This is a genomic window from Rathayibacter sp. AY1C2, from assembly GCF_002931195.1.
Lineage (GTDB): Bacteria > Actinomycetota > Actinomycetes > Actinomycetales > Microbacteriaceae > Rathayibacter.
Map to the genome: position 1 here is coordinate 263,881 of NZ_PSWG01000001.1, position 22,319 is coordinate 286,199.

Below are 22,319 nucleotides of genomic sequence, written 5' to 3' on the forward strand. Positions count from 1 at the left end.
GGTCAGCGCCCGCGGGTCAGCGCCCACAGTGCGACGGCGCTCGCCGAGGCCACGTTGAGCGAGTCGACGCCGTGCAGCATCGGGATGGTGACGACGGTGTCCGAGGCGTCCAGCGCCGCGCGGCTGAGCCCGTCCCCCTCGGCGCCCAGGACGATCGCGACGCGCTCGGGGCGAGCCGCCGCGTACTCGTCGAGCGGCACCGCGTCCGGAGCGAGCGCCAGGGCGGCGACCGAGAACCCGGCCTCCTCCAGAGCGCGGCGGGCCGGTGCCCACTCGGGGGTGCGCGTCCACGGCACCTGCAGGACCGTGCCCATGCTCACCCGGACGCTGCGCCGGTACAGGGGGTCCGCACACCGCGGCGTCACGAGCACCGCGTCCGCGCCCATGCCGGCCGCGGCGCGGAAGACGGCGCCGACGTTGGTGTGGTCGACCAGGTCCTCCAGGATCACGACGAGGCGCGCGCCCTCCAGCAGCTCGGCCATCGGCCGCAGCGGCGGACGGTGCATCGAGGCGAGCGCTCCGCGGTGGAGGTGGAACCCGGTCAGCTCCTCGATCAGCGGATCCGGCGCCACGAAGACCGGCACCTCGGGATGACGCTCGAGCACCCCGGCCGCGTCCGGCAGCCGCTTCTCCTGCACCAGGACCGAGCGGGGACGGTGCCCGGCGTCGAGCGCCCGCTCGATCACCTTGGCGGACTCGGCGATGTACAGACCGCCCTCCGGCTCCAGCACCCGCCGCAGCGCCACGTCGGTGAGGCGGTGGTAGTCGGCGAGGAGCGGGTGGTCGAGGTCGGTGATGTGCACGATCGGCATCCCGGCAATCTAGGGCACGGCGCGGACTAAACTCGTCCAGGGGCCGCTCGAACGGCCCTCGAAGGAGGCGCGGATGGAGTCGAGTCCGACACCGGTCGCCGAGGGCCCCGAGGCGCTCGCGGTCGAGCAGGCCGTCGAACTCCTCAGCGGGCGCCGTATCGCCGCCGTCACCGGCGCGGGCATGAGCACCGACTCGGGCATCCCCGACTACCGCGGAGCCGGGGCACCGGTGCGCAGCCCGATGACCTACTCCCAGTTCGTCGCCGATCCCGACTACCGCCGCCGGTACTGGGCCGGCAGCCAGCTCGGCTGGCGCCGCTTCACCAGCACGCTCCCCAACGACGGCCACCGGGCCCTGGCCCGGCTAGAGGGGCGCGGCCTGCTCACGGGCGTCGTCACGCAGAACGTCGACGGCCTGCACGTCCGAGCCGGCTCGCGCCGCGTGGTGGATCTGCACGGCTCGGCGGACCGTGTGCGCTGCATGACCTGCGGCCAGTACTTCGCCCGCGACGCGGTGGCCGAGCGGATCGAGGCGCTCAACCCCTGGCTCGACGACCCCGACGTCTCCTCCCTCAACCCCGACGGCGACGCCGAGGTCCACGATGTCTCGGCGATGACCGTCCCCGAGTGCACGGTCTGCGGCGGGATCCTGAAGCCGGACATCGTCTTCTTCGGCGAGTTCATCCCGACCGAGCGGTTCGAGGAGGCGCGCGCCATCGTCGCGGGCGCCGACGCCCTGCTCGTGGCCGGCTCGTCGCTCGTGGTCAACTCCGGCATCCGCTTCCTCGAGATCGCCCGTCGCGCCCGGATGCCGATCGTGATCGTCAACCGCGGCACCACCAAGGGTGACTCGCGCGCGAGCATCAAGATCGACGGCGGCACCAGCGAGGTGCTCCGCGAGCTCGCCGAGCGCCTGCCCGCGCGCCGCACCGCCGCCCTCTGAGCTCCCGCCCGCTCCGCACCCGACCTCCCGAGAGGCCCCTGTGACCCAGCTCACCCTCGTCCGCCACGGCCAGACCGACTGGAACGCCGCCCGGCGCATCCAGGGCAGGAGCGACATCCCGCTCAACGCGACCGGGCGCGCCCAGGCGCGGGCGGCGGCGCGGCTGCTCGCCGACCGGCGCTTCGACGCGGTGGTCGCCAGTCCGCTGCAGCGCGCCTTCGACACCGGAGCGATCATTGCGCGCGGTCTCGGACTCGACGAGCCGCTGGCGGTGCCGGGCCTGGCCGAGCGCGCCTACGGCGAGGCGGAGGGGATGACCGGTCCCGAGCTCGCCGAGCGCTTCCCCGGAGGCATCGAGCGCGCGCCGATCCCCGGCTGCGAGACCCGCGCCGAGGTCGTCGAGCGGGCGACCGCCGCGCTGCTCGAGGTGGCCGAGCGCTTCCCCGACGCGTCCGTCGTCGTCGCCACGCACGGTGCGGTCATCGGCAGCCTGATCCGCGCGCTCAGCAGCGAGGACCTCCCCGTGCACGGCGTCTCGGTCGGCAACGGCTCCCGGCACGACTTCGCGATCGTCGACGGGGCACTGCGCATCGTCGGCGTCGACGACTCCGGCGACGTGGTCGTGGCGGACGTCGACCTCGACGACGTGCTCAGCCCGGCCCCGGGAGCCTGACGGCCCGCCTCCCGGCAGCGGTCCGATCGCCGGCCCCGCGTCAGCGCCGGCCGAGGTCGTGCAGGAGCCCGAAGAGCACCCGGGCGGAGTCGCGCCAGGAGAAGGCCGCGGCCCGCTCCCTCGCCCGGGCCGAGTGCGTCCGCCACACGGCGCCGTCCTCGAGCGATCGCACGCCGTCCGCGATGCCCTTCGCGCTCGACGGGTCGACGTACACGGCGGCGTCCTGGGCGATCTCGCGGAAGATCGGGATGTCGCTCACCACGACCGGCGTCCCGAGCGCCATCGCCTCGACCAGCGGGATCCCGAAGCCCTCGTCCCTGCTCGCCGTCACGAGAGCGGTCGCCCGCGCGAGCACCGCGCGGTACTCCGCGTCCGGCGCCCCCTGGTGGAACACCAGCTTCGCGGTCGGCGCCAGGGCCCGGAGCGTCTCGACGGTCTCGTCGCTCGCCCGGCTCATCAGGTGCAGCTCGTAGTCGGGCAGAAGCCGCATCGCGCGCGCGAGCGTCTCGACGTTCTTGTAGGGCATGAACGAGCCCATGTAGACGAGCGAGCGCCCGGCCGACCGGTCGGGCAGCGATCCCGCCAGAGCGGCGCTCGCCTCGTCGGGCTCGGTCGCCGCGTTCGGGACGACGACCACCGGCCGGGTGGTGAGGCGGTGGGAGCGGATCAGGTCGCGGGTGGTCTCCGAGACGGTGACGACCGCGTCGGCGCGCTGAAGGAGCCTCCGCTGCGGCCACCAGGCGAGGTGGTAGAGCCGCCAGAGCGCGCGCACGGGAGCGGCCAGGTCGCGCGGCGGAGTGCGGTGGCGGTAGTAGATGAGGTCGTGCACGGTCAGGACGAGCCGGTAGCGGCGGCCGAGCGAGCCCATGGTCTGCATCGGCGAGAAGACCACGTCGGGCCGCAGCCGGTTCACCAGCAGCGCGACGAACGGCTCGAACGGGCTGGTCGGCCCGGTCACGCGCTCCCACGGGAGCGACGGGAGCATCGCGAGCTGGCGGCGGTCGCTGATCAGCATGGTCACGTCGTGCAGCTTCGCGAGCTCGCGGACGAGCTCCGCGGTGTAGCGGCTGATCCCGTCGTGCCGCTCGAGCCGGGTGTACCGGCAGTCGACGACGATCCTCATCGGTCGATCCCCTCCTCGAGGGCCGTCCGCAGCACGGCGGCGGCCTCGTCCGGCGTCTCGTAGTGGATCAGGTGGCCGACTCCGTCGATGACGTGCAGGCGGGCGTGCGGCAGCCTCTCGAGCAGGCGGTACTGCGCCGGGAGCGGAGTGATGTCGTCCTGCGCCGCGGCGATCAGCTGCGTCGGCACGCCGATCCGGGAGGCGTACTCGCCGACGTCGTGCGAGACGGAGGCGCGGAACGCCTCGAGGACCGTGTCGCGGGAGGCGAAGGCGCTGAAGTAGCGGTCGTGCTGGTCGTGCACGAAGCGTCGCAGCGCCGGCTCCTTCGTCTTCACCATCGCCAGGCTCATCACCCGCACGATCAGCGGGTCGCTGAGCAGGCGGCGTCCGAGGGGCCCCGGCAGGAGCGCGCCGAGCCGGTAGTAGAGGACGGCGAGCCTGGTCAGGACTCCGCGCGGACCCTGCAGGGCGGGCGCGCCGATCGGGTTGACCAGCACCAGGAGCGGAGCGGGCAGCCCGTCGGCGACGGCCGCGGCCGCGACGATCGAGCCGAAGGAGTGGCCGAGGACGGCCGCCTCGCCGCGGAGCCCCAGCGTGTCGAGGAAGGAGCTAAGCCAGGAGGCGTAGCCGTCCACGTCGTGCGGCAGGCGCGTCATCGGGGTCGAGGCGCCGAAGCCGGGCAGGTCGGGAGCGACGACCCGCACGTCCGCTCCCCCGGCGAGCAGACGGGCGACGACGGGCTCGAGGCCGTGGTGCTCGCCGCGGAACCCGTGCACCAGCACGAGGACGGTCGAGGCGTCCGGAGCGCCGTAGGTCCAGTAGGCGGTGCGGGATCCGGCGACGTCCACCGCGGCCTCGCGGACGGGGACACGGCCGAGATCGGAGGCGTAGGGGGAGGGAGTGGTCATCGCGTTCCTTATCGTAGGGAAAGCCCGTCGAAGATCTGGCCGCAACGCCTTGCGTGGCCTCGATCCGAGCCGGGAGCATGATCACGCGCTCGCAACACGGCGCACCGCCCACCCGTCTCGCGAGACGGTCATCCGCTCAGGCAGCAGCAGAAGGAGCACCGTGAGCTTCACGTCGCCGATCCAACTCCCCGGACTCGCCCTCGACCCCCAGTGGTACCGCCGGGCGGTGTTCTACGAGGTGATGATCCGGTCGTACTACGACTCCAACGGCGACGGCGCCGGCGACATCAACGGGCTCGCCTCCAAGCTCGACTACCTGCAGTGGCTCGGGATCGACGCCCTCTGGCTCCCGCCGTTCTACATGTCGCCTCTGCGCGACGGCGGCTACGACGTCTCCGACTTCAAGGCGATCCTCCCCGAGTTCGGCACGATGGAGGACTTCCGCGACCTCGTGCGGAAGGCCCACGAGCGCAACATGCGCATCGTGATGGACTTCCCGCTCAACCACACCAGCGACCAGCACGAGTGGTTCCAGCAGTCCCGGTCCGACCCCGAGGGCCCCTACGGCGACTTCTACGTCTGGAACGACACCGACGACAAGTGGCCGGACATCCGCATCATCTTCGTCGACACCGAGGACTCGAACTGGGCCTTCGACGCCGAGCGCCGCCAGTTCTACTTCCACCGCTTCTTCTCGCACCAGCCGGACCTCAACTTCGAGAACCCCGCCGTGCACGAGGCGATCCACGACGTGGTCAAGTTCTGGCTCGACCTCGGCGTCGACGGCATCCGGCTCGACGCGATCCCCTACCTCTACGAGTCCGACGAGGGCAACGGAGAGGGCGAGCCGCCCACCCACGAGTTCATCAAGAACCTCCGCACCATGGTCGACCGCGACTACCCCGGCCGCATCCTGATCGCCGAGGCGAACCAGTGGCCGCGGGAGGTCGCCGCGTTCTTCGGCACGGAGGAGGAGCCCGAGTGCCACATGGCGTTCGACTTCCCGGTCATGCCGCGCATCTTCTACTCCCTCCGCGCGCAGACGGCGAACGAGCTGAAGAAGGTGCTCTCCGAGACGTTCGACATCCCCAGCGGCGCCGCCTGGGGCGTGTTCCTCCGCAACCACGACGAGCTCACGCTCGAGATGGTGTCCGAGGAGTACCGCCAGGCCATGTACGGCTGGTACGCCTACGACCCGCGCATGCGCTCCAACATCGGCATCCGCCGCAGGCTCGCGCCGCTGCTGGACAACTCGCGCGCCGAGCTCGAGCTGATCAACGCCCTGCTCTTCTCCCTCGCCGGCAGCCCGTTCCTGTACTACGGCGACGAGATCGGCATGGGCGACAACATCTGGCTCAACGACCGCGACGCGTCGCGCACGCCGATGCAGTGGACGCCCGACCGCAACGCCGGCTTCTCGGCCGCCGACCCCGGCAAGCTCGTGCAGCCGATCGTCCAGTCGCTCGTCTACCACTACAACCAGGTCAACGTGGAGGCGCAGCTGGCGCAGTCCCGCTCCCTGCTGCACTGGATGCGGAACGTCCTGCACGTGCGCCGCGGCCACCCGGCGTTCGGCCTCGGGTCGATGCGCGTCCTCGAGACGGACCACGAGTCGGTGCTCGCCTTCGTGCGGGACTACGCCGGCTCGGGCTCCGAGATGGGCGACCAGCCCGAGGAGGTGCTCTGCGTCTTCAGCTTCAACCACAACCCGGTCTCGGTCACGATCACCGACCCGGAGAATCCCGGATCGACGCTGAGCGACCTGTTCGGCGGCGGCCGCTTCCCCGGATTCTCGGACGACGGCACGCTGACGATGACGCTCGGCACGCAGGGCTTCTTCTGGCTCCACGTCGCCAAGGCGCACGAGGCCCGCTGACCCGGCAGCACGCCGAGGGGCCTCCGGCCGATGTCGGAGGCCCCCTTTAGGCTGTCAACGTGAGCACCACCGGAACGACCGAGACGCAGACCGAGCCGATGCTGTTCGACGACGCCGAGCGGGCGCTCGTCCCCTCCGAGGGGGCGCGGTGGTTCGACCTGCTGGCCGTGTTCGACCTCGAGACCACCGGCATCGACGTCCGCACGAGCCGCATCGTCACCGCGCACGTCGGCGTGATCGACGCGGCGGGCGAGCCGATCGAGGGCACGACCTGGCTCGCCGATCCCGGCGTGGAGATCCCGGCGGGCGCCTCCGCCGTCCACGGGATCAGCACCGAGCACGCCCGCGCGCACGGCCGCCCCGCCGGCGAGATCGTGGCCGAGATCTCCGAGGCGCTGCGCTCGCTCCTCGCCCGCGGCATCCCGGTCGTCGTCTACAACGCCCCCTACGACCTCTCGCTCCTCGCCCACGAGGCGCGCCGCTGGGGCGTGCCCGTGCTGCTCGACCCGAGCCCCGTCGTCGATCCGCTCGTGATCGACAAGGCGGTGGACCGCTACCGCAAGGGCAAGCGCACCCTGACCCTCGCCGCCGAGCACTACGGCGTCGCCCTCACCGAGGCGCACGACGCGGGCGCGGACGCGATCGCGGCGGGTCGGGTCGCCCAGGCGCTGGGCCGCGCCTTCGCCGACGAGCTCGGAGTCGGCGCGGAGGCCCTGCACGCGCTCCAGGTCGACTGGTGCCGCACCCAGGCCGAGTCCTTCCAGGAGTACATGCGCCGCGTCCGCGACGAGTCCTTCGTCGCCGACGGGGGCTGGCCGGTCCGCCACTGACCCCTCAAGTCAGCGTGCGCCCCTCGCGCAGGAGCGCCACGTACTCCGCGATCCGCCGCTCCCGCGTCGCCGCCCGCTTCAGCTGCGAGAGGCGGAAGAGGAACGCGAAGCGCTTCTGCCCGCCGACGGTCGCGAAGAAGGCCAGGGCCTGCGGATCCGCGTCGAGCGCCCGCTGGAAGTCGTCCGGCACCTCCGCATCGCGCTGCCGGTAGGCCGCGTCCCAGCGCCCGTCGGCGCGTGCCCGCTCGACCTCGGCCAGCCCGCCCGGCAGCATCCGGCCCTCCGCCAGCAGCCGTGCGACGTGATCGCGATTGACCTTGGACCACGGGCTCGCGCGACGCCGCGGGGTGAAGGCCTGGAGCTTGAACTGCTCGTCGAAGGCTCCCGCCTGACCGTCGATCCAGCCGTGGCAGAGCGCGATGTCGAGCGCCTCGGCGTAGGTGATCCCCGGATCGACGGCGGCCTTCTTCCGCAGCTTCAGCCGGACTCCGTCCGGGTCGGGCTCGCCGCGGAGGTAGGCGTCCCACTCTTCAGGAGTCGTGAACGGCAGGATCGGCTTGTCGGCGAAGGACACCATGCCGGGACGCTACCGCGCCCGCTCCCCGACGGCCACGGCCCGCCCGTCGGCGCAAGCCCTCGCTCCGCGGACCGCGGCGCTGTGGGATCGGGTGAGCACGTGTTCCCCCTCCCCCCCCCCTCTCGCAAGGAGAAGTCATGCCCACGATCCGCACGGTCACCGTCCTCGGCAGCGGAGTGCTCGGCTCCCAGATCGCCTTCCAGTCGTCCTTCCACGGCTTCGCCGTCACCGTCTACGACCTCTCCGACGACGTCCTCGAGTCGGCGCGCGAGCGGCTCCGCGGTCTCGCGGGCGTCTACGAGTCGGTGCCCGGCGGCGTCGCCGGCGGACCGCAGGAGGCGCTCGACTCCCTCCGCCTCACCTCCGACCTCGCGGTGGCTGTCGCCGACGCCGACCTCGTGATCGAGGCCGTCCCCGAGGACCTGGGCCTGAAGCAGGAGCTGTACGGCCGCCTGGGTGCGCTCGCTCCCGAGCGCACGGTCTTCGCGACCAACTCGTCCACGCTGCTCCCCAGCGACCTGAAGGCCTCGACCGGCCGACCCGACCGGTTCCTCGCGCTGCACTACGCCAACCACGTCTGGGCGCAGAACACGGCCGAGATCATGGGGACGACGGACACGGACCCCGCCGTGGTCGACGCCATCGTGGAGTTCGCCGTCTCCAGCGGCCTCGAGCCCATCAGGCTGCAGAAGGAGAAGGCCGGCTACGTCCTGAACTCGCTGCTGGTGCCGCTCCTCAACGCCGCGTCGGGGCTGCTCATGGGCGGTTACGCCGACCACGAGACCATCGACAAGACCTGGAGGATCGGCACCGGCGCCCCGCTCGGACCCTTCCAGATCTTCGACGTCGTCGGTCTGCGGACCGCCTACAACATCGCCGCCGCGGCCCCGGACGAGGCCTCCCAGGCGTTCGCCGCCCACCTGAAGACGGAGTACCTCGATCGCGGCCGCCTCGGAACGGCCACCGGAGAGGGCTTCTACCGCTACTGAGGACCGCCCCGCACGAACGACGAAGGGCCCCCGACCGTGAGGTCGAGGGCCCTTCGAGGAAGGCTACTTGCCGAAGTTCTTGTAGCGGCTGTTGAACTTCTCGACACGGCCGGCCGAGTCCATGATGCGCTGCTTGCCCGTGTAGAACGGGTGCGAGGCGGAGGAGATCTCGACGTCGATGACGGGGTAGGTCACGCCGTCGAGCTCGATCGTCTTGCTGCTCTTCGCGGTCGAGCGGGTGAGGAAGGTCTCACCGGACGCGAGGTCGCGGAAGACGATCGCGGAGTACTCGGGGTGGATGTCGGTCTTCATGGTCGTGTCCTGTCGTCGATGGTCCTGAACCGCACCTGTCGTCGACGGGAACGGGTGGATGAGGGCGGGCGCACCGCGAACGGGCCCGAACCAGCTACCGAGAATACCAGACCGGCAGCGCGCGCAGAAGTCGCGCCGCGCCCGGACCTCGGAGACGGGGTCAGCCGCGGGCGCGGGCCGAGAAGCGCCCGTTCTCGCGGGTGAGAGCGATGTCGAGCCCGAAGGTCTCGGCGAGCGTCGCCTCGGTCAGGGACTCGGCCAGCGGGCCCGCCGCCACCACCGCTCCGTCCCGGAGGAGCAGGGCGTGGGTGAAGCCGTCGGGGATCTCCTCGACGTGGTGGGTCACCATCACGATCGCGGGCGACGCCGGGTCCTTCGCGAAGCCGCCCAGCAGCTGGACGAGCTCCTCGCGGGCGCCGAGGTCGAGGCTCGCGGCCGGCTCGTCGAGCAGGAGCAGCTCGGGGTCGGTCATGATCGCGCGGGCGATCTGGACGCGCTTCTGCTCGCCGTCCGAGAGCGTCCCGAAGGTGCGCTCGGCGAGGTGCTCGAGCTTCCACTCGGACAGCACGCGGCGGGCGCGGCGCTCGTCGATCGCGTCGTAGCCCTCGTTCCAGCGGCCGGTGACGGCGTAGGCGGCGGTCATCACGACGTCGAGCACGGTCTCGCCGGCCGGGAGGCGGCGGGCCATCGCGGTCGAGGCGTAGCCGATGCGCGGGCGCAGCTCGAACACGTCGACCCGGCCGAGGGTCTCCTCGAGCAGGTGCGCGGCACCGGTCGAGGGGTAGTTCTGCGCGGCGGCGATCTGCAGGATCGAGGTCTTGCCCGCCCCGTTGGGGCCGAGGATCACCCAGCGCTCGTCCTCGGCCACGTCCCACGACACGTGGTCGAGGATCCGCTTGCCGTTCCGGACGAAGGACACATCGACGAACGAGACAACGCTGGGCATGGGAGCCATTCTAAAGGAGGCGGCCGGGAGGCTCAGACGAGCGAGTCGTAGATCGCCCGGGTGTCCCGCGCGATCTGCGTCCAGCTGAAGTGACTCTGCGCGCGCTCGCGGCCCGCGGCGCCCATCCGCTTCGCCGTCTCCGGGTCGGCGACGACCTCGGCGAGGGCGGCGGCCAGGTCGGCGACGTAGCGCTCCGGGTCCACGGGGGTGCCGGTGCCGTCGGTGACCTGCTCGATCGGGACGAGTCGCCCGGTCACGCCGTCGTCGACGACCTCCGGGATGCCGCCGGTCGCCGTCCCGACGACCGCCGCACCGCAGGCCATCGCCTCGAGGTTGACGATGCCGAGGGGCTCGTAGATCGAGGGGCAGACGAACGTGGTCGCGTTCGTCAGGACCGCGGAGAGCTGGTGGCGCGGCAGGTGCCGGTCGATCCAGACGACGCCGGTGCGCTCCTCCTGGAGGCTGCGGACGAGGGAGGTGACCTCGGCCATGATCTCGGGGGTGTCGGGGGCGCCCGCGCAGAGCACGAGCTGCACCTCGGGAGGCAGGGTCGCCGCGGCGCGGAGCAGGTAGGGCAGGCCCTTCTGCCGGGTGATGCGGCCGACGAAGACCACGGAGGGGCGCGAGGGGTCGATGCCCAGCTCGGCGAGGACGGCCTCGTCCTCGACCGGGTGCCAGGCGTCGAGGTCGATGCCGTTGTAGACCACGTGGACCTTCGCCGGGTCCAGGGCCGGGTAGGAGCGGAGGATGTCCTCGCGCATGCCGCCGGACACCGCGATCACGGCGTCGGCGTTCTCGTACGCCTCCCGCTCGATCCAGCTCGAGACGCGGTAGCCGCCGCCGAGCTGCTCGGCCTTCCACGGACGCAGCGGCTCGAGGCTGTGCGCCGAGACCACGTGCGGGATGCCGTGCAGGAGCTGGGCGAGACGCCCCGCGGCGTTGGCGTACCAGGTGTGGGAGTGGACCAGGTCGGCCCCCGCCGCGTCCTGCGCGATCTGCAGGTCGACCCCGAGGGTCTGCAGCGCGCCGTTCGCCTCGGCGAGCTCCGCGGGGACGGAGTACGCGAACGTGCCCTCCTCCTCGCGCGGCGCGCCGAAGCAGCGCACCACGACCTCCAGGTCGCTGCGCAGCGCCTTGGTGAGCTCGGCCACGTGGACACCGGCTCCCCCGTACACCTCGGGCGGGTATTCCTTGGTCAGCAGATCGACTCGCACCCCCGAACCGTAGTACAGGGCGCTCCCCCGGCGACAGCCGGGGTCCACGGCGAAGCCCGAGCCCCTACTGTGGTGCCATGCAGTCAAAGAAGATCTTCGGCATCGTCCTCGCCGGCGGCGAGGGAAAGCGCCTCATGCCCCTCACGGCGGACAGGGCCAAGCCCGCGGTGCCGTTCGGCGGGCAGTACCGGCTGATCGACTTCGCGCTGTCCAACCTGATCAACTCCGGTCTCACCCAGATCGTCGTGCTGACGCAGTACAAGTCGCACTCGCTCGACCGCCACGTCTCGCAGACGTGGCGCCTCTCCGGGCTCCTGAACTCCTACGTCGCCTCGGTCCCCGCGCAGCAGCGCCTGGGCAAGCGCTGGTTCAGCGGCTCGGCCGACGCGATCCTGCAGAGCCTCAACCTGATCCGCGACGAGAAGCCCGACATCGTCGTCGTGGTCGGCGCCGACCACGTCTACCGCATGGACTTCTCGCAGATGATCGACGCGCACATCACGTCCGGTGCGAAGGCGACCGTCGCGGCCATCCGCCAGCCGATCGAGCTCGCGGACCAGTTCGGCGTCATCCAGCTCGCCGGTGACGAGGCGGGCGACGGCATCGTCCCGACGATGATCTCCGAGTTCCTCGAGAAGCCCAAGGACGCCGTCGGCCTGGCCGACTCCCCGCACGAGGTCCTCGCCTCCATGGGCAACTACGTCTTCGACGCGGACGCCCTGATCGACGCGGTCATCCGCGACGGCGAGTCCTCCACGTCGGACCACGACATGGGCGGCGACATCATCCCCGACTTCGTCGCGCGCGGCGAGGCGGGCGTCTACGACCTCAAGCTCAACGACGTCCCCGGCTCGACCGACCGCGACCGCTACTACTGGCGGGACGTCGGCACCATCGACTCCTTCTTCGAGGCCCACCAGGACCTCATCTCGGCGCTGCCGGTCTTCAACCTCTACAACCAGCAGTGGCCGATCTTCTCGTCGCAGCTGAACTCCCCGCCGGCCAAGATCGTCCGCGACGGCAAGGGCAACATGGGATCGACGGTCGACTCGGTCGTCTCGCTCGGTACCGTGATCTCGGGCGCGCACATCGAGCGCAGCGTCGTCGGGCCCTGGACGGTCATCGAGTCGAACGCGACGGTCACCGATTCGGTGGTCTTCGACAAGGTCCGCATCGGCCCGGACGCGCTGGTCGTCCGCGCTATCCTCGACAAGGACGTCGTCGTCGAGCCCGGTGCTCGAGTCGGCGTGGACCACGACCGCGATCGCGAGCGCGGGTTCACCGTCACCGAGTCGGGCATCACCGTCGTCGGCAAGGGCGTCGTCGTCCACCCGTAGCACCCCCGCGGGTCGAGCTCTGCGCCACGGCGCGCCCACCCGACCGATCGGACCGGCCCATGAGTGAGCGTCCTGCGACGCCTGCCCGCTTCCTCGTCGTCCTCGACGCGGACTCCACCCTCCTCCAAGACGAGGTGATCGAGCTCCTCGCGGTGCACGCCGGCTCCGAGGAGCGCGTCGCCGCCGTCACGGAGCGGGCGATGCGCGGCGAGCTCGACTTCGGCGAGAGCCTCCGCGAGCGGGTCGCCACTCTCGCCGGGGTCCCGGAGTCGGTGCTCCCCGGTGTGAGCTCGGGCGTCCGCGTCACACCCGGCGCCGCCGAGCTCGTGGCCGGCGTCCACGCCGCCGGCGGCCGCATCGGTGTGGTGTCCGGAGGGTTCCACGAGGTCCTCGACCCGGTCGCCGGTGCGCTCGGCCTCGACTTCGTCCGGGCCAACCGCCTCTGCTGCGGGGGCGGCCTGCTGACCGGAGCGGTCGACGGGGCGGTCATCGACGCCGCGGCCAAGGCGGAGGCGCTCCGCGAGTGGGCGGCGGTCTCGGGCGTCCCGCCGCAGCGCACGATCGCCGTCGGCGACGGTGCGAACGACCTGGAGATGATGGCGGTCGCCTCCCTCGCGGTCGCCTTCAACGCCAAGCCCCTGGTGCGCGAGCGCGCCGACCTCGTCGTCGGCGGCCTCGACCTGTCGCAGCTGCTGCCTGTCCTCGGCCTCCGCGGCTGAGGCCCGCCTCCCCCGGCCTCAGGAAGGTCAGCGGCCCGCGATCGCGACGAGTCCGGCGCAGCCGAGCGCCAGCGCCCAGCTGACGAGCGAGCCCACCAGGAAGTACTCCGCCTTCTCGCCGCTGCCGCCGTCGCGGGAGATCTCGGGGAAGCGCACGATCCCCTTGGCCGCGAGCACAGCACCGGCGAGGCCGATCGCTCCGGCGAGCGTGAGACCGGCGATCAGCAGCCGCTCCAGCGGTCCGATCGTGCGCCCGCCCTGGAGGTCCGGCAGGCGGGCGTCGGCCGGCTCCCGCCGCGCGAACCGCTCGCTCCAGCGCGGACGCGGCGCGGGCTCGGCCTGCGGGAGCTCGCGGAACAGCGCCGCCCGCACGATCACGTTGCCGCTCTCCAGCAGGAAGAGCCCGGCTCCGACCGCCAGAGCGAGCTGCTCGATCGGAGGGAGCGTGCTCGCGACGGTGGTCGGCGCGAGCGGCCCCGTCGGGACGCCGACTGCGCGGTCGACAGCGGTCAGCACCAGGACCGCCGCGACGAGGGCGACGGCCGGACGCAGACCCCCTGGCGGCCGCGCGTTCTCGACGGTCGTGGTCGTCAGCAGCCAGGCTCCGGCCAGGACGACGACGATCGCCGCACCGAGCGGCGGGACTCCGACGAGGAGCGCTGCGGTCACGGCTGCGGCGGCGAGCACGGGGATCGCGAGGAGGGCCGCACGGCGGCGGAGGTGCGTGCGCGCGAGGTCGCCGAGGCCGATCACGGCGAGCAGCAGCGCCGTCAGCACGTCTCCTCCAGCAGGCGCGCGCCGGCGAGGAGCGCGCCCGCTCCCGCGCGCCGCAGCGCCTGCGAGACGGCGGGCTGCGAGATCGACTCCTGCTCGCCCAGCTCCTTCTGCGACGCTCCGCGCAGGCTCCCCAGCACGAGTCGGCGATCGCGCGCGCTGAGCGCTCCGACCAGCGCGTCGCGGGAGAGGAGGTAGGCGTTGACGGCCGCCTCGCCGGAGTCCCCGTCGGCGTCCCCGGCGACGAACCATCCGCGGGCCGTGGGCACGGCACCGTCCTCGAGCGCGTGGGCGCGATCGATGGCCTCGCGCGCGCGCCACCAGCCGGACCCGTCCTCGAGGTCCCCCGCGATCCCCGACCCGACCACCCGCACCTCGCCCAGGCCGATGCCCGCGCGGCAGTCGACGCCGGCCGGGAGCGAGAGGCGCGCCTGCAGCGTCGCCCGGAGTGCGGCGTGGACGGAGGGGTAGATCGCCTGGAACTCGTCGCCGACCGTCGGGTGCAGGGGCTGGATCGCCGGGACCGCGGCCTCCACCTCGGCGAAGCCCCGCTCGATCTCGCGCTGAGCACCCGCGCGGTCGACGAGGGAGCGGGAGGTCACCAGGTCCAGGAGCACGGCGACGACATCGGAGGCGGTCATCGCATAAGCCTAGAGCTTATATCCGTCGGATATAAGCCCAGGGCTTATCGGTCAGTGGCCCATCCCGAGGCCGCCGTCGACCGGGATCACGGCACCCGAGATGTACGCGGCCTCGTCGCCGGCCAGCCAGCGCGTGACCTTCGCGACCTCGGCAGCGGTGCCGTAGCGGGCGAGCGGGATGCTCTTCCGGTACTCCGCCTGCTGCTCCGGCGAGAGCTCCGCGGTCATGTCGGTCTCGATGAAGCCGGGAGCGACGACGTTGGCGGTGATGTTGCGGGCGCCGAGCTCGCGGGTCAGCGAGCGGGCGAAGCCCACGAGGGCGGCCTTCGACGAGGAGTAGTTGATCTGGCCCGGCGACCCGTAGAGGCCGACCACGCTGGAGATGAGGACGACGCGACCGAAGCGCTGCTTGAGCATCCCCTTCGATGCGCGCTTGACGACGCGGAACGCCCCGGTGAGGTTCGTGTCGACGACGGACGTGAAGTCCTCCTCCGTCATGCGCAGCAGCAGGGTGTCGCGGGTGATGCCCGCGTTCGCCACCAGGATCTCGACCGGGCCCAGCTCCGCCTCGACCTGCGTGAACGCGGCGTCGACGGAGGCGGCGTCGGTCACGTCCGCGACGACGGTGAGAGAGCCCTCCGGACCGGATCCCGAGCGCGCGGTCACGGCGACCCGGTGACCGGCGGCCACGAACTCCTGGGCGATGGCGAAGCCGATCCCCCGGTTGCCCCCGGTGACGAGGACGGTGCGCGGCGTGGTCATGGTGTCCCTCCTGCCGGCGCTCGTGCGGCGCCGGGCGACCCGTACATCCTAGAGGCGCGTCGCGCAACAGATTCCGGGATGAGGCCCTCCCGGCCTGCACCCGCCCGCCGCGACGTAGGCTTGCAGGGCTGTGAAACCACGCGAGACACTCACCTCCCTACCGCCGTCGCCGAGCGCCGAGCGGCGCTCCCGCGCGATCAAGTACTCGGTCGCCATGGGCATCAGGATGCTCTGCGTCATCTGCCTGCTCTTCGCCCACGGCTGGTGGCTGCTGTTCTTCGCCATCGGCGCCGTGGTCCTGCCCTACTTCGCCGTCGTGCTGGCCAACGTCGGCAGTGCGGGCGAGCGCGGCAACGTCGAGCGGCCGGGTGCGATCGTCCTCTCCCGGCCGGTCCCGCCGCCCCCCGCCCCCGACTCCGAGGCGCCGACCGGCCCCGAGGGCGGCGACCCGCGGGGAGACCGGACGTGATCCCGCTCGGCCGGGTCCCCGACGCGCACGCCTGCTCCCGAGCGGGCTGCCCGCGGACGGCGACGTTCGCGATCGAGTGGCGGAACCCGAGGATCCACGCGGAGGACCGTCGGAAGACCTGGCTGGCCTGCGGCGAGCACCTGGAGTTCCTGCGCGAGTTCCTCCTCGCCCGCGACTTCCCGCTCGAGGTGAAGCCGCTCTACACGGTCGATCGCGGAGCGGAACGATGAGCGGCGACGCGCCCCGTCCCTCCTGGCGCTTCGTCTTCTCGCGACGCTGGTTCGGCTACCTCGCTCTCGCGATCGTCTTCGCCGTCGCCTGCGTGCTGCTCTCGCGCTGGCAGGTCGCGCGGCTCGACCAGGCCGCCTCGACCAACCGGCTGGTCACCGCGAACTGGACCGCCGACCCGGTGGCGCTCGACGGGCTGCTCCCCGCCGACTCCACGTGGGACGACGCGCTCGAGTACCGCCCGGTCGAGGTCACCGGCGTCTACGAGACGCAGGGGCAGACCCTCGTCCGCAACCGGCCCTACAACGGCAACCCCGGCTTCGAGATCCTGACGCCGCTGCGGCTCGACGACGGCAGCGTGTTCGTCGTCGACCGCGGCTGGGTCCCCGTCGGCTCGACCCAGGACTCCCCCGACGCGATCCCCGCGCCGCCCGAGGGGGAGGTGACCGTCGTCGCCCGCCTGAAGCCCGCGGAGGGACGGATCGACGGACGCTCCGCACCGGCCGGCCAGATCGCCACGATCCAGCTCGACGACCTGTCGACGCAGCTGGACGAGCCCCTGCGGACCTCGGCGTACGGCCTGCTGGTCGCCGAGGCGCCGGCGCCGGTCGACGCTCCCCCGCTGGCCGCGATCAAGCCGGTCGCCGACGAGGGCCTGCACATCAGCTACGCCATCCAGTGGGTGCTGTTCGCCGTCATGGGCTTCGGCGGGCTCGGCTGGGCGATCCGCCACGAGTACCGCATCCGCAACGCCGACGACCCCGAGGTCGTCGCGGCCGAGGAGCGGCGCGAGGAGCGCCGCCGACGCCGCGGCCGCAGCGACTCCGAGGTCGAGGACGAGCTGCTCGACGCCCGCTAGGCGAGCGTGATCAGGTCGAGGTAGTCGGCCGCCCAGTGGTCCTCGGTGCCCTCCGGCATGATCAGGACGCGCTCGGGGTTCAGCGCCTCGACGGCTCCCTCGTCGTGGCTGACCAGGACGACCGCGCCCTCGTAGTGCGCGAGCGCGTCGAGGATCTCCTCGCGGCTCGCGGGGTCGAGGTTGTTGGTGGGCTCGTCGAGCAGGAGCACGTTCGCGCCCGAGACCACGATCATCGCCAGGGCGAGACGGGTCTTCTCCCCGCCGGAGAGGACCCCGGCCGGCTTGTGCGAGTCGTCGCCGGTGAACAGGAACGAGCCCAGGACCCGGCGGGCCTCGGTCTCGGTGAGGTTCGGGCTGGAGGAGACCATGTTCTCGAGCACCGAGCGCTTGACGTCGATCGTCTCGTGCTCCTGCGCGTAGTAGCCGATCCGGAGGCCGTGCCCGGCCTCGATCACTCCGGTGTCGGGCTGGTCGACACCGCCCAGGATGCGCAGGAGCGTCGTCTTGCCCGCTCCGTTGAGCCCCAGGATGACGACCTTGGAGCCGCGGTCGATCGCGAGGTCGACGGCGGTGAAGATCTCGAGCGAGCCGTAGCTCTTCGACAGGTTCTGAGCCTGCAGAGGGGTGCGACCGCAGGCGGACGGGGTCGGGAACCGGAGCTTCGCGACGCGGTCGACCGCGCGGACCTCCTCGAGCCCGCTGAGCATGCGCTCGGCACGCGCGACCATCTGGTGCGCCGCTGCGGCCTTCGAGGCCTTCGCGCCGAACTTCGCGGCCTGCAGCTGGAGGGCGCCGGCCTTCTTCTCGACGTTGACCCGCTCCTTCTTGCGGCGCTCCTCGTCGGCGGCGCGCTGGCGCTGGTAGTTCTTCCAGTTCATGTTGTAGACGTCGATGACCTGGCGGTTGGCGTCGAGGTAGAAGACGCGGTTCACGGTCTCGCCGACCAGCTCGATGTCGTGGCTGATCACGATGAAGCCGCCGCGGTAGTTCTTGAGGAACTCGCGGAGCCAGACGACGGAGTCGGCGTCGAGGTGGTTCGTCGGCTCGTCGAGGATCAGCGTGCTCGCGTCGGAGAAGAGGATGCGCGCGAGCTCGATGCGGCGCCGCTGGCCACCGGAGAGCGTCTTGAGCGGCTGGTCGAGGATCCGGTCGGGGAGGTTGAGGTTGCTCGCGATCGACGCGGCCTCCGCCTCAGCCGCGTATCCGCCCAGGGAGAGGAAGCGATCCGTGAGGTTGCCGTACTTCTTCATGCCGGCCTCGCTCACGGAGGTGTCGCTGCTCGACATCGCGACCGTCGCCTCCTGCATGCCGAGCACCAGCTGCCCCAGCCCGCGGGCGTCGAGGATGCGGGTGCGCGCGAGCTCCTCCGGGTCGCCGGAGCGCGGGTCCTGAGGGAGGTAGCCGATCTCGCCGCCGCGGTCGACCGTGCCCTTCGAGGCGATGAGGTCGCCCGCGAGGACCTTGGTCAGCGTCGTCTTCCCCGCCCCGTTGCGGCCGACGAGGCCGACCTTGTCGCCGTCGCCCACCCGGAAGGAGACGTTCTCCATCAGGAGTCGGGCGCCGACTCGGAGTTCGAGGTCGTGCACGCTGAGCACAGTGCTGTCCGTTCCCGCCAAGAAATGGCGTTCGGTTCGGGAGGAGTGGGGCAAGGGGCCGCGATGCGGCAGCCCCCTAGTATATTTCCTGAGCCGCGGGGCGGATCCACGTCCGCTCACCGCGGACGCGCTCGCTCCTCGCTCTCGGGCGACCAGGACTCTCGGAGATCACCCATGTCCCCTTCCTCTTCCGCCCTCCCGCGCCCGGTCCTCGCCGACCGGCTCGTCACCCGCTCCGTCGCGACCGACGCCCTGCTGGTGCTCGCGGGTGCAGGTCTCACCGCAGCGATGGCGCAGCTGTTCATCCCGATGTGGCCGGTCCCCTTCACGGGCCAGACCTTCGCGGTCCTCCTGGTCGGCACGACGCTCGGCGCACTCCGCGGCGCGCTCTCCATGCTCGTGTACGCGCTCGTCGGCGCTCTCGGCGCCCCGGTCTTCACCGAGGGCTCGCACGGCTGGGCGGTCCTCGCGGGTCCCACCGGCGGCTACATCGTCGGCTTCGTCCTCGCGTCGATCGTCACCGGGTGGCTCGCCCAGCGGCAGTGGGACCGTCGCGTCCTCGGCACGCTGGTGACCTTCCTCGCCGGCACCGCCACCATCTACCTCGTCGGCCTGCCCTGGCTGGCCGCCGCCCTCGCCTCGCTGGGGCTGCCCGCCGACCTCGGCTCCGTCCTCTCCGCGGGACTCGTGCCCTTCCTGGTCGGCGACGCGCTCAAGGCGCTGGTCGCCGCCGCGCTGCTCCCCACCACCTGGGCGATGCTCTCGCGCCGCTCGCGCTGAGCGGTCGCACGGACGCCGAAGGGCCGGGAGGACGATTCCTCCCGGCCCTTCGGGCGTCCGGCAGAGGTCGAGCCGCCCGGTCCTCCTGCTCGACCTCGGTGGGCACCTCCACCGACTCGACCGGCGGGGGCGACGACGGCCCCGGACTCCGGAGCCGTCCCGCGCGGCCGTTCCGACTCCACGACGGACTGCGACAGGCTGAAGACGACAGGAACGCCGAAGGGCCGGGAGGACGACTCCTCCCGGCCCTTCGGCGTCGGTGTGCAGCGGCTAGATCGAGAAGCCGAGTGCGCGCATCATGTCGCGCCCGTCCTCGGTGATCCGGTCGGGACCCCACGGCGGCATCCAGACCCAGTTGATCCGGAACGCCTCGACGATGCCGTCGAGCGACTCGGCGGTCTGCTCCTCGAGCACGTCGGTCAGCGGGCAGCCCGCCGAGGTGAGGGTCATGTGGATGACGAGGGCGTCGTTCTCGTCGTCCCAGCCCAGATCGTAGATGAGTCCCAGGTCGACCACGTTGACCCCGAGCTCGGGATCCATCACGTCCTTGAGGGCCTCCTCGACCTGGTCGAAGAGCTTCGGCTCGAGAGTGGTGACCGCCATGATCAGACCGTCGCCGAGGTCAGGAAGCGGTCGTAGCCCTCGTCCTCGAGCCGGGTGGCGAGCTCCTTGCCGCCCTGCTCGGCGACGCGGCCGGCGACGAAGACGTGGACGAAGTCGGGCTGGATGTAGCGCAGGATCCGCGTGTAGTGCGTGATCAGCAGCACGCCGAGACCGGTGCTCTGGTGGGCGCGGTTGACGCCCTCCGACACGATCTTGAGCGCGTCGACGTCCAGGCCGGAGTCGGTCTCGTCGAGGACGGCGAACTGCGGGGCGAGCAGCTCGAGCTGGAGGATCTCGTTGCGCTTCTTCTCACCTCCCGAGAAGCCCTCGTTGACGTTGCGCGCCGCGAAGGACGAGTCCATGCGGAGGTTCGCCATCGCCGACTTGACGTCCTTCGTCCACGTGCGGATCGCGGGCGCCTCGCCGGCGATCGCGGTCTTGGCGGTGCGGAGGAAGTTGGTGTTGGTCACACCGGGGATCTCGACCGGGTACTGCATGGCGAGGAAGAGGCCCGCGCGGGCGCGCTCGTCGACGGACATGTCGAGGACCTCGACGCCGTCGAGGGTGATCGAGCCGCCGTCGACGTGGTACTTCGGGTGTCCCGCGATCGTGTACGCGAGGGTGGACTTGCCGGACCCGTTGGGGCCCATGATCGCGTGGATCTCACCCTGGTTGATGGTGAGATCGACACCGCGGAGGATCTGCTTGGTCCCCTGCTCGGTCTCGACACTGACGTGGAGATCGCTGATCTGGAGAACGGACATTCAGACTTCCTTCGTGACGGTCGGGTCGATGTAGACGTCGCCGTCGATGATCTCGACGACGAAGACGGGGACCGGCTCGTAGGCCGGGAGGTTCAGGGGGGTGCCGGTGCGGAGGGAGAACTGGGAGCCGTGCGCCCAGCACTCGAGGCTGTCGCCCTCGACGAAGCCCTCGGAGAGGGAGATCTCGCCGTGGGTGCAGGTGTCGCCGATGGCGTGGATCTCGCCGGCGGAGTCCTGCACGACCGCGATCGCGACTCCGTCGACCTCGACCCGCATGGCCTGGTTGGGGATCAGCTCGGAGACCGAGCAGATCATCGCGGCGTTGCTCATGCGCTGACCGCCGCTCCGCGGGAGGAGCCGGTCTGGCCGGCGCTCCCGGCGAGCTCCGCCTCGATCGCGAGCTGCAGGCGGTCCTCGAGCTCGGCGACCTTGATCTGCTGCACGATCTCGCTGAGGAACCCGCGCACGACCAGGCGTCGCGCCTCGTCCTCACGGATGCCGCGGGACTGCAGGTAGAAGAGCTGCTCGTCGTCGAAGCGGCCGGTCGCCGAGGCGTGCCCCGCTCCGGCGATGTCACCGGTCTCGATCTCGAGGTTCGGGATGGAGTCGGCGCGCGTGCCGTCCGAGAGGACCAGGTTGCGGTTCTGCTCATAGCTGTCGGTGCCGGTGGCGCTGTTGCGGATCAGGACGTCGCCGATCCAGACGGTGCGCGCGCCCTCGCCCTGCAGCGCGCCCTTGTAGGTCACGCGGCTGCGGGTGTCGGGGGCGTCGTGGTCGACGTACACCTGCTGCTCGAGGTGCTGGCCGCCGTCGGCGAAGTACAGGCCGAAGAGTTCGCCGTCCGCTCCGCGCTCGACGAGGTGCGCCGAGGGGTTCACCCGGACGATGGAGCCGCCGAGGGTGACCACGATGTGCTTCACCTTCGCGTCGCGTCCGACCCGCACGAAGTGGTTGGCCAGGTGCCGGGCGTCATCCGCCCACTCCTGCACGGTGACGACGGTGAGCTGCGCGCCCTCGCCGACGAGGATCTCCACGTTCTCCGCGAGGGAGGCCTCCCCCTCGTTCTGCAGCACGACGACGGCGCGGGCGTAGGGCGCCGCCTCGATGATCGTGTGCGCGGCGCGGGGTGCGGAGCCGAGGCCCGAGCGGACGAGGGTGGCGACCTTCTCGTCCTCGCCCGTCACGCGGACGGCGAGGGCCTTCTCGAAGCTCGACCAGGCGTTCGCGGCGGCGCGGTCCTCGGGGAGGCCGGCGGTGCCGATCCGCTGGTCGTCGCGGCCGACCCACGAGACGTCCACACCGTCCACCGCCGCGTGCTCGAGCGGGGCGGGCGAGCCGTCGAGCGCGCCGTCGATGAGATCGCCGAGGCGGGCGACGGGCGTCAGCTTCCAGGCGATCTCGCGGCCGGTGACGGCCTCGAAGGCCTCGACGTCGGCCGACGCGAAGCGCTCGGAGCGCGTCTGCACGGGCGTGAACGCCCCGTCGGAGTGGGCGCTGACGCCCAGGCGCTCAGCGGCGGCCGCGCCGTCGATCTCGGGGGTCGCGGCGCTCGTGGGGACCGTCATCTGGCGGTGGTTCCTTTCGA

26 protein-coding genes are annotated in these 22,319 nt (G+C 71.7%); 11 read left to right on the plus strand and 15 right to left on the minus strand.

Features of this window, described 5'->3' with window-relative positions; translation table 11 throughout:
- Positions 1–2: 2 nt before the first annotated feature.
- Positions 3–812 (minus strand): RNA methyltransferase, encoded by an 810-nt coding sequence (locus C5C55_RS01200; RefSeq protein ID WP_104232619.1) that lies wholly within the window; start codon positions 810–812, stop codon positions 3–5.
- A gap of 73 nt (positions 813–885) precedes the next feature.
- Between C5C55_RS01200 and C5C55_RS01205 the strand changes: the two genes are divergently transcribed.
- Together C5C55_RS01205 and C5C55_RS01210 are read left to right on the plus strand one after the other, a co-directional pair.
- Positions 886–1,755 carry a Sir2 family NAD-dependent protein deacetylase gene (locus tag C5C55_RS01205; protein ID WP_104232620.1) on the plus strand — a complete coding sequence of 290 codons (870 nt, stop codon included), beginning with the start codon at positions 886–888 and terminating at the stop codon, positions 1,753–1,755.
- Between the two features lie 40 nt (positions 1,756–1,795).
- A complete protein-coding gene (locus C5C55_RS01210; RefSeq protein ID WP_104232621.1) occupies positions 1,796–2,428 on the plus strand; it encodes a histidine phosphatase family protein in 633 nt (210 codons plus the stop codon).
- Between the two features lie 40 nt (positions 2,429–2,468).
- Here C5C55_RS01210 and C5C55_RS01215 read toward each other — a convergent pair whose 3' ends face one another.
- A complete protein-coding gene (locus C5C55_RS01215; RefSeq protein WP_104232622.1) occupies positions 2,469–3,551 on the minus strand; it encodes a glycosyltransferase family 1 protein in 1,083 nt (360 codons plus the stop codon).
- Positions 3,548–4,459, minus strand: coding sequence for an alpha/beta fold hydrolase (locus C5C55_RS01220; RefSeq protein ID WP_104232623.1), 912 nt, complete (start codon positions 4,457–4,459; stop codon positions 3,548–3,550). The genes C5C55_RS01215 and C5C55_RS01220 overlap by 4 nt, the downstream gene beginning before the upstream one ends.
- Before the next feature lie 160 nt (positions 4,460–4,619).
- Between C5C55_RS01220 and treS the strand changes: the two genes are divergently transcribed.
- Together treS and C5C55_RS01230 are read left to right on the plus strand one after the other, a co-directional pair.
- Entirely contained in the window at positions 4,620–6,335 is a 1,716-nt protein-coding gene (gene treS / locus C5C55_RS01225; protein ID WP_104221970.1) for a maltose alpha-D-glucosyltransferase, read from the plus strand.
- 98 nt (positions 6,336–6,433) lie between these two features.
- A complete protein-coding gene (locus C5C55_RS01230; protein WP_104232687.1) occupies positions 6,434–7,165 on the plus strand; it encodes a 3'-5' exonuclease in 732 nt (243 codons plus the stop codon).
- Positions 7,166–7,169: 4 nt separating this feature from the next.
- Here C5C55_RS01230 and C5C55_RS01235 read toward each other — a convergent pair whose 3' ends face one another.
- Positions 7,170–7,742: a YdeI family protein gene (locus tag C5C55_RS01235; protein ID WP_104232624.1), complete on the minus strand. Its 573-nt coding sequence runs from the start codon at positions 7,740–7,742 to the stop codon at positions 7,170–7,172.
- Between the two features lie 137 nt (positions 7,743–7,879).
- On the opposite strand from C5C55_RS01235, the gene C5C55_RS01240 reads away from it, so the two are divergent.
- Entirely contained in the window at positions 7,880–8,731 is an 852-nt protein-coding gene (locus tag C5C55_RS01240; protein WP_104232625.1) for a 3-hydroxyacyl-CoA dehydrogenase, read from the plus strand.
- 63 nt (positions 8,732–8,794) lie between these two features.
- Here the strand turns inward: C5C55_RS01240 and C5C55_RS01245 are convergent, their stop codons facing one another.
- The 3 genes from C5C55_RS01245 to glgA form a co-directional block, all read right to left on the minus strand.
- On the minus strand, positions 8,795–9,043 hold the full coding sequence (locus C5C55_RS01245) for a type B 50S ribosomal protein L31 (protein WP_068253003.1): 249 nt from the start codon (positions 9,041–9,043) through the stop codon (positions 8,795–8,797).
- Between the two features lie 160 nt (positions 9,044–9,203).
- Positions 9,204–9,989, minus strand: a complete 786-nt coding sequence (locus tag C5C55_RS01250; protein ID WP_104232626.1) for an ABC transporter ATP-binding protein — start codon at positions 9,987–9,989, stop codon at positions 9,204–9,206.
- Positions 9,990–10,021: 32 nt separating this feature from the next.
- Complete coding sequence (gene glgA / locus C5C55_RS01255; protein WP_104225282.1) at positions 10,022–11,203, minus strand: glycogen synthase; 1,182 nt, start codon at positions 11,201–11,203, stop codon at positions 10,022–10,024.
- Positions 11,204–11,280: 77 nt separating this feature from the next.
- Between glgA and C5C55_RS01260 the strand changes: the two genes are divergently transcribed.
- Positions 11,281–12,540, plus strand: coding sequence for a glucose-1-phosphate adenylyltransferase (locus C5C55_RS01260; RefSeq protein WP_104221960.1), 1,260 nt, complete (start codon positions 11,281–11,283; stop codon positions 12,538–12,540).
- A gap of 59 nt (positions 12,541–12,599) precedes the next feature.
- Positions 12,600–13,259, plus strand: coding sequence for a phosphoserine phosphatase SerB (serB, locus tag C5C55_RS01265; protein WP_104225283.1), 660 nt, complete (start codon positions 12,600–12,602; stop codon positions 13,257–13,259).
- Positions 13,260–13,286: 27 nt separating this feature from the next.
- On the opposite strand, the gene C5C55_RS01270 is transcribed toward serB, so the two are convergent.
- From C5C55_RS01270 to C5C55_RS01280, 3 genes are read right to left on the minus strand one after another with little or no spacing between them, the layout of a single operon-like run.
- Positions 13,287–14,036, minus strand: a complete 750-nt coding sequence (locus C5C55_RS01270; RefSeq protein ID WP_104232627.1) for a hypothetical protein — start codon at positions 14,034–14,036, stop codon at positions 13,287–13,289.
- Positions 14,030–14,674, minus strand: coding sequence for a SatD family protein (locus C5C55_RS01275; RefSeq protein WP_104232628.1), 645 nt, complete (start codon positions 14,672–14,674; stop codon positions 14,030–14,032). The genes C5C55_RS01270 and C5C55_RS01275 overlap by 7 nt, the downstream gene beginning before the upstream one ends.
- 51 nt (positions 14,675–14,725) lie before the next feature.
- Positions 14,726–15,436, minus strand: a complete 711-nt coding sequence (locus C5C55_RS01280; RefSeq protein ID WP_104232629.1) for a beta-ketoacyl-ACP reductase — start codon at positions 15,434–15,436, stop codon at positions 14,726–14,728.
- A 130-nt stretch (positions 15,437–15,566) separates the two neighbouring features.
- Between C5C55_RS01280 and C5C55_RS01285 the strand changes: the two genes are divergently transcribed.
- From C5C55_RS01285 to C5C55_RS01295, 3 genes are read left to right on the plus strand one after another with little or no spacing between them, the layout of a single operon-like run.
- Positions 15,567–15,905: a DUF3099 domain-containing protein gene (locus tag C5C55_RS01285; protein ID WP_104232630.1), complete on the plus strand. Its 339-nt coding sequence runs from the start codon at positions 15,567–15,569 to the stop codon at positions 15,903–15,905.
- Positions 15,902–16,135, plus strand: coding sequence for a hypothetical protein (locus tag C5C55_RS01290; protein ID WP_104225286.1), 234 nt, complete (start codon positions 15,902–15,904; stop codon positions 16,133–16,135). Before C5C55_RS01285 ends, C5C55_RS01290 begins: the two co-directional genes overlap by 4 nt.
- A complete protein-coding gene (locus tag C5C55_RS01295; protein WP_104232631.1) occupies positions 16,132–16,992 on the plus strand; it encodes an SURF1 family protein in 861 nt (286 codons plus the stop codon). The genes C5C55_RS01290 and C5C55_RS01295 overlap by 4 nt, the downstream gene beginning before the upstream one ends.
- On the opposite strand, the gene C5C55_RS01300 is transcribed toward C5C55_RS01295, so the two are convergent.
- Entirely contained in the window at positions 16,989–18,587 is a 1,599-nt protein-coding gene (locus C5C55_RS01300) for an ABC-F family ATP-binding cassette domain-containing protein (RefSeq protein WP_104221943.1), read from the minus strand. The genes C5C55_RS01295 and C5C55_RS01300 overlap by 4 nt on opposite strands.
- A 174-nt stretch (positions 18,588–18,761) precedes the next feature.
- On the opposite strand from C5C55_RS01300, the gene C5C55_RS01305 reads away from it, so the two are divergent.
- Positions 18,762–19,367 carry a biotin transporter BioY gene (locus C5C55_RS01305; RefSeq protein ID WP_104232632.1) on the plus strand — a complete coding sequence of 202 codons (606 nt, stop codon included), beginning with the start codon at positions 18,762–18,764 and terminating at the stop codon, positions 19,365–19,367.
- Between the two features lie 270 nt (positions 19,368–19,637).
- On the opposite strand, the gene C5C55_RS01310 is transcribed toward C5C55_RS01305, so the two are convergent.
- The 4 genes from C5C55_RS01310 to sufD are packed head-to-tail and all read right to left on the minus strand — an operon-like array spanning position 19,638 to position 22,299.
- The gene (locus tag C5C55_RS01310) at positions 19,638–19,970 is read right to left on the minus strand and encodes a metal-sulfur cluster assembly factor (RefSeq protein WP_104221939.1); all 333 of its coding nucleotides are present in this window, start codon (positions 19,968–19,970) and stop codon (positions 19,638–19,640) included.
- A 2-nt stretch (positions 19,971–19,972) separates the two neighbouring features.
- Positions 19,973–20,734, minus strand: a complete 762-nt coding sequence (sufC, locus tag C5C55_RS01315) for a Fe-S cluster assembly ATPase SufC (protein ID WP_104221937.1) — start codon at positions 20,732–20,734, stop codon at positions 19,973–19,975.
- Positions 20,735–21,064: a non-heme iron oxygenase ferredoxin subunit gene (locus C5C55_RS01320; protein WP_077222834.1), complete on the minus strand. Its 330-nt coding sequence runs from the start codon at positions 21,062–21,064 to the stop codon at positions 20,735–20,737.
- Positions 21,061–22,299 carry a Fe-S cluster assembly protein SufD gene (sufD, locus tag C5C55_RS01325; protein WP_104232633.1) on the minus strand — a complete coding sequence of 413 codons (1,239 nt, stop codon included), beginning with the start codon at positions 22,297–22,299 and terminating at the stop codon, positions 21,061–21,063. Before sufD ends, C5C55_RS01320 begins: the two co-directional genes overlap by 4 nt.
- Positions 22,300–22,319: the final 20 nt, after the last annotated feature.

Excerpts from the sequence above, each read along its gene's own strand:
- C5C55_RS01200 (WP_104232619.1), bottom strand. The coding sequence starts at position 812 with ATGCCGATCGTGCACATCACCGACCTCGACCACCCGCTCCTCGCCGAC.
- C5C55_RS01205 (WP_104232620.1), top strand. The coding sequence starts at position 886 with ATGGAGTCGAGTCCGACACCGGTCGCCGAGGGCCCCGAGGCGCTCGCG.
- C5C55_RS01215 (WP_104232622.1), bottom strand. The coding sequence starts at position 3,551 with ATGAGGATCGTCGTCGACTGCCGGTACACCCGGCTCGAGCGGCACGAC.
- C5C55_RS01220 (WP_104232623.1), bottom strand. The coding sequence starts at position 4,459 with ATGACCACTCCCTCCCCCTACGCCTCCGATCTCGGCCGTGTCCCCGTC.
- C5C55_RS01230 (WP_104232687.1), top strand. The coding sequence starts at position 6,434 with ATGCTGTTCGACGACGCCGAGCGGGCGCTCGTCCCCTCCGAGGGGGCG.
- C5C55_RS01235 (WP_104232624.1), bottom strand. The coding sequence starts at position 7,742 with ATGGTGTCCTTCGCCGACAAGCCGATCCTGCCGTTCACGACTCCTGAA.
- C5C55_RS01240 (WP_104232625.1), top strand. The coding sequence starts at position 7,880 with ATGCCCACGATCCGCACGGTCACCGTCCTCGGCAGCGGAGTGCTCGGC.
- C5C55_RS01245 (WP_068253003.1), bottom strand. The coding sequence starts at position 9,043 with ATGAAGACCGACATCCACCCCGAGTACTCCGCGATCGTCTTCCGCGAC.
- C5C55_RS01250 (WP_104232626.1), bottom strand. The coding sequence starts at position 9,989 with ATGCCCAGCGTTGTCTCGTTCGTCGATGTGTCCTTCGTCCGGAACGGC.
- C5C55_RS01260 (WP_104221960.1), top strand. The coding sequence starts at position 11,281 with ATGCAGTCAAAGAAGATCTTCGGCATCGTCCTCGCCGGCGGCGAGGGA.
- serB (WP_104225283.1), top strand. The coding sequence starts at position 12,600 with ATGAGTGAGCGTCCTGCGACGCCTGCCCGCTTCCTCGTCGTCCTCGAC.
- C5C55_RS01275 (WP_104232628.1), bottom strand. The coding sequence starts at position 14,674 with ATGACCGCCTCCGATGTCGTCGCCGTGCTCCTGGACCTGGTGACCTCC.
- C5C55_RS01280 (WP_104232629.1), bottom strand. The coding sequence starts at position 15,436 with ATGACCACGCCGCGCACCGTCCTCGTCACCGGGGGCAACCGGGGGATC.
- C5C55_RS01295 (WP_104232631.1), top strand. The coding sequence starts at position 16,132 with ATGAGCGGCGACGCGCCCCGTCCCTCCTGGCGCTTCGTCTTCTCGCGA.
- C5C55_RS01305 (WP_104232632.1), top strand. The coding sequence starts at position 18,762 with ATGTCCCCTTCCTCTTCCGCCCTCCCGCGCCCGGTCCTCGCCGACCGG.
- C5C55_RS01310 (WP_104221939.1), bottom strand. The coding sequence starts at position 19,970 with ATGGCGGTCACCACTCTCGAGCCGAAGCTCTTCGACCAGGTCGAGGAG.
- sufC (WP_104221937.1), bottom strand. The coding sequence starts at position 20,734 with ATGTCCGTTCTCCAGATCAGCGATCTCCACGTCAGTGTCGAGACCGAG.
- C5C55_RS01320 (WP_077222834.1), bottom strand. The coding sequence starts at position 21,064 with ATGAGCAACGCCGCGATGATCTGCTCGGTCTCCGAGCTGATCCCCAAC.
- sufD (WP_104232633.1), bottom strand. The coding sequence starts at position 22,299 with ATGACGGTCCCCACGAGCGCCGCGACCCCCGAGATCGACGGCGCGGCC.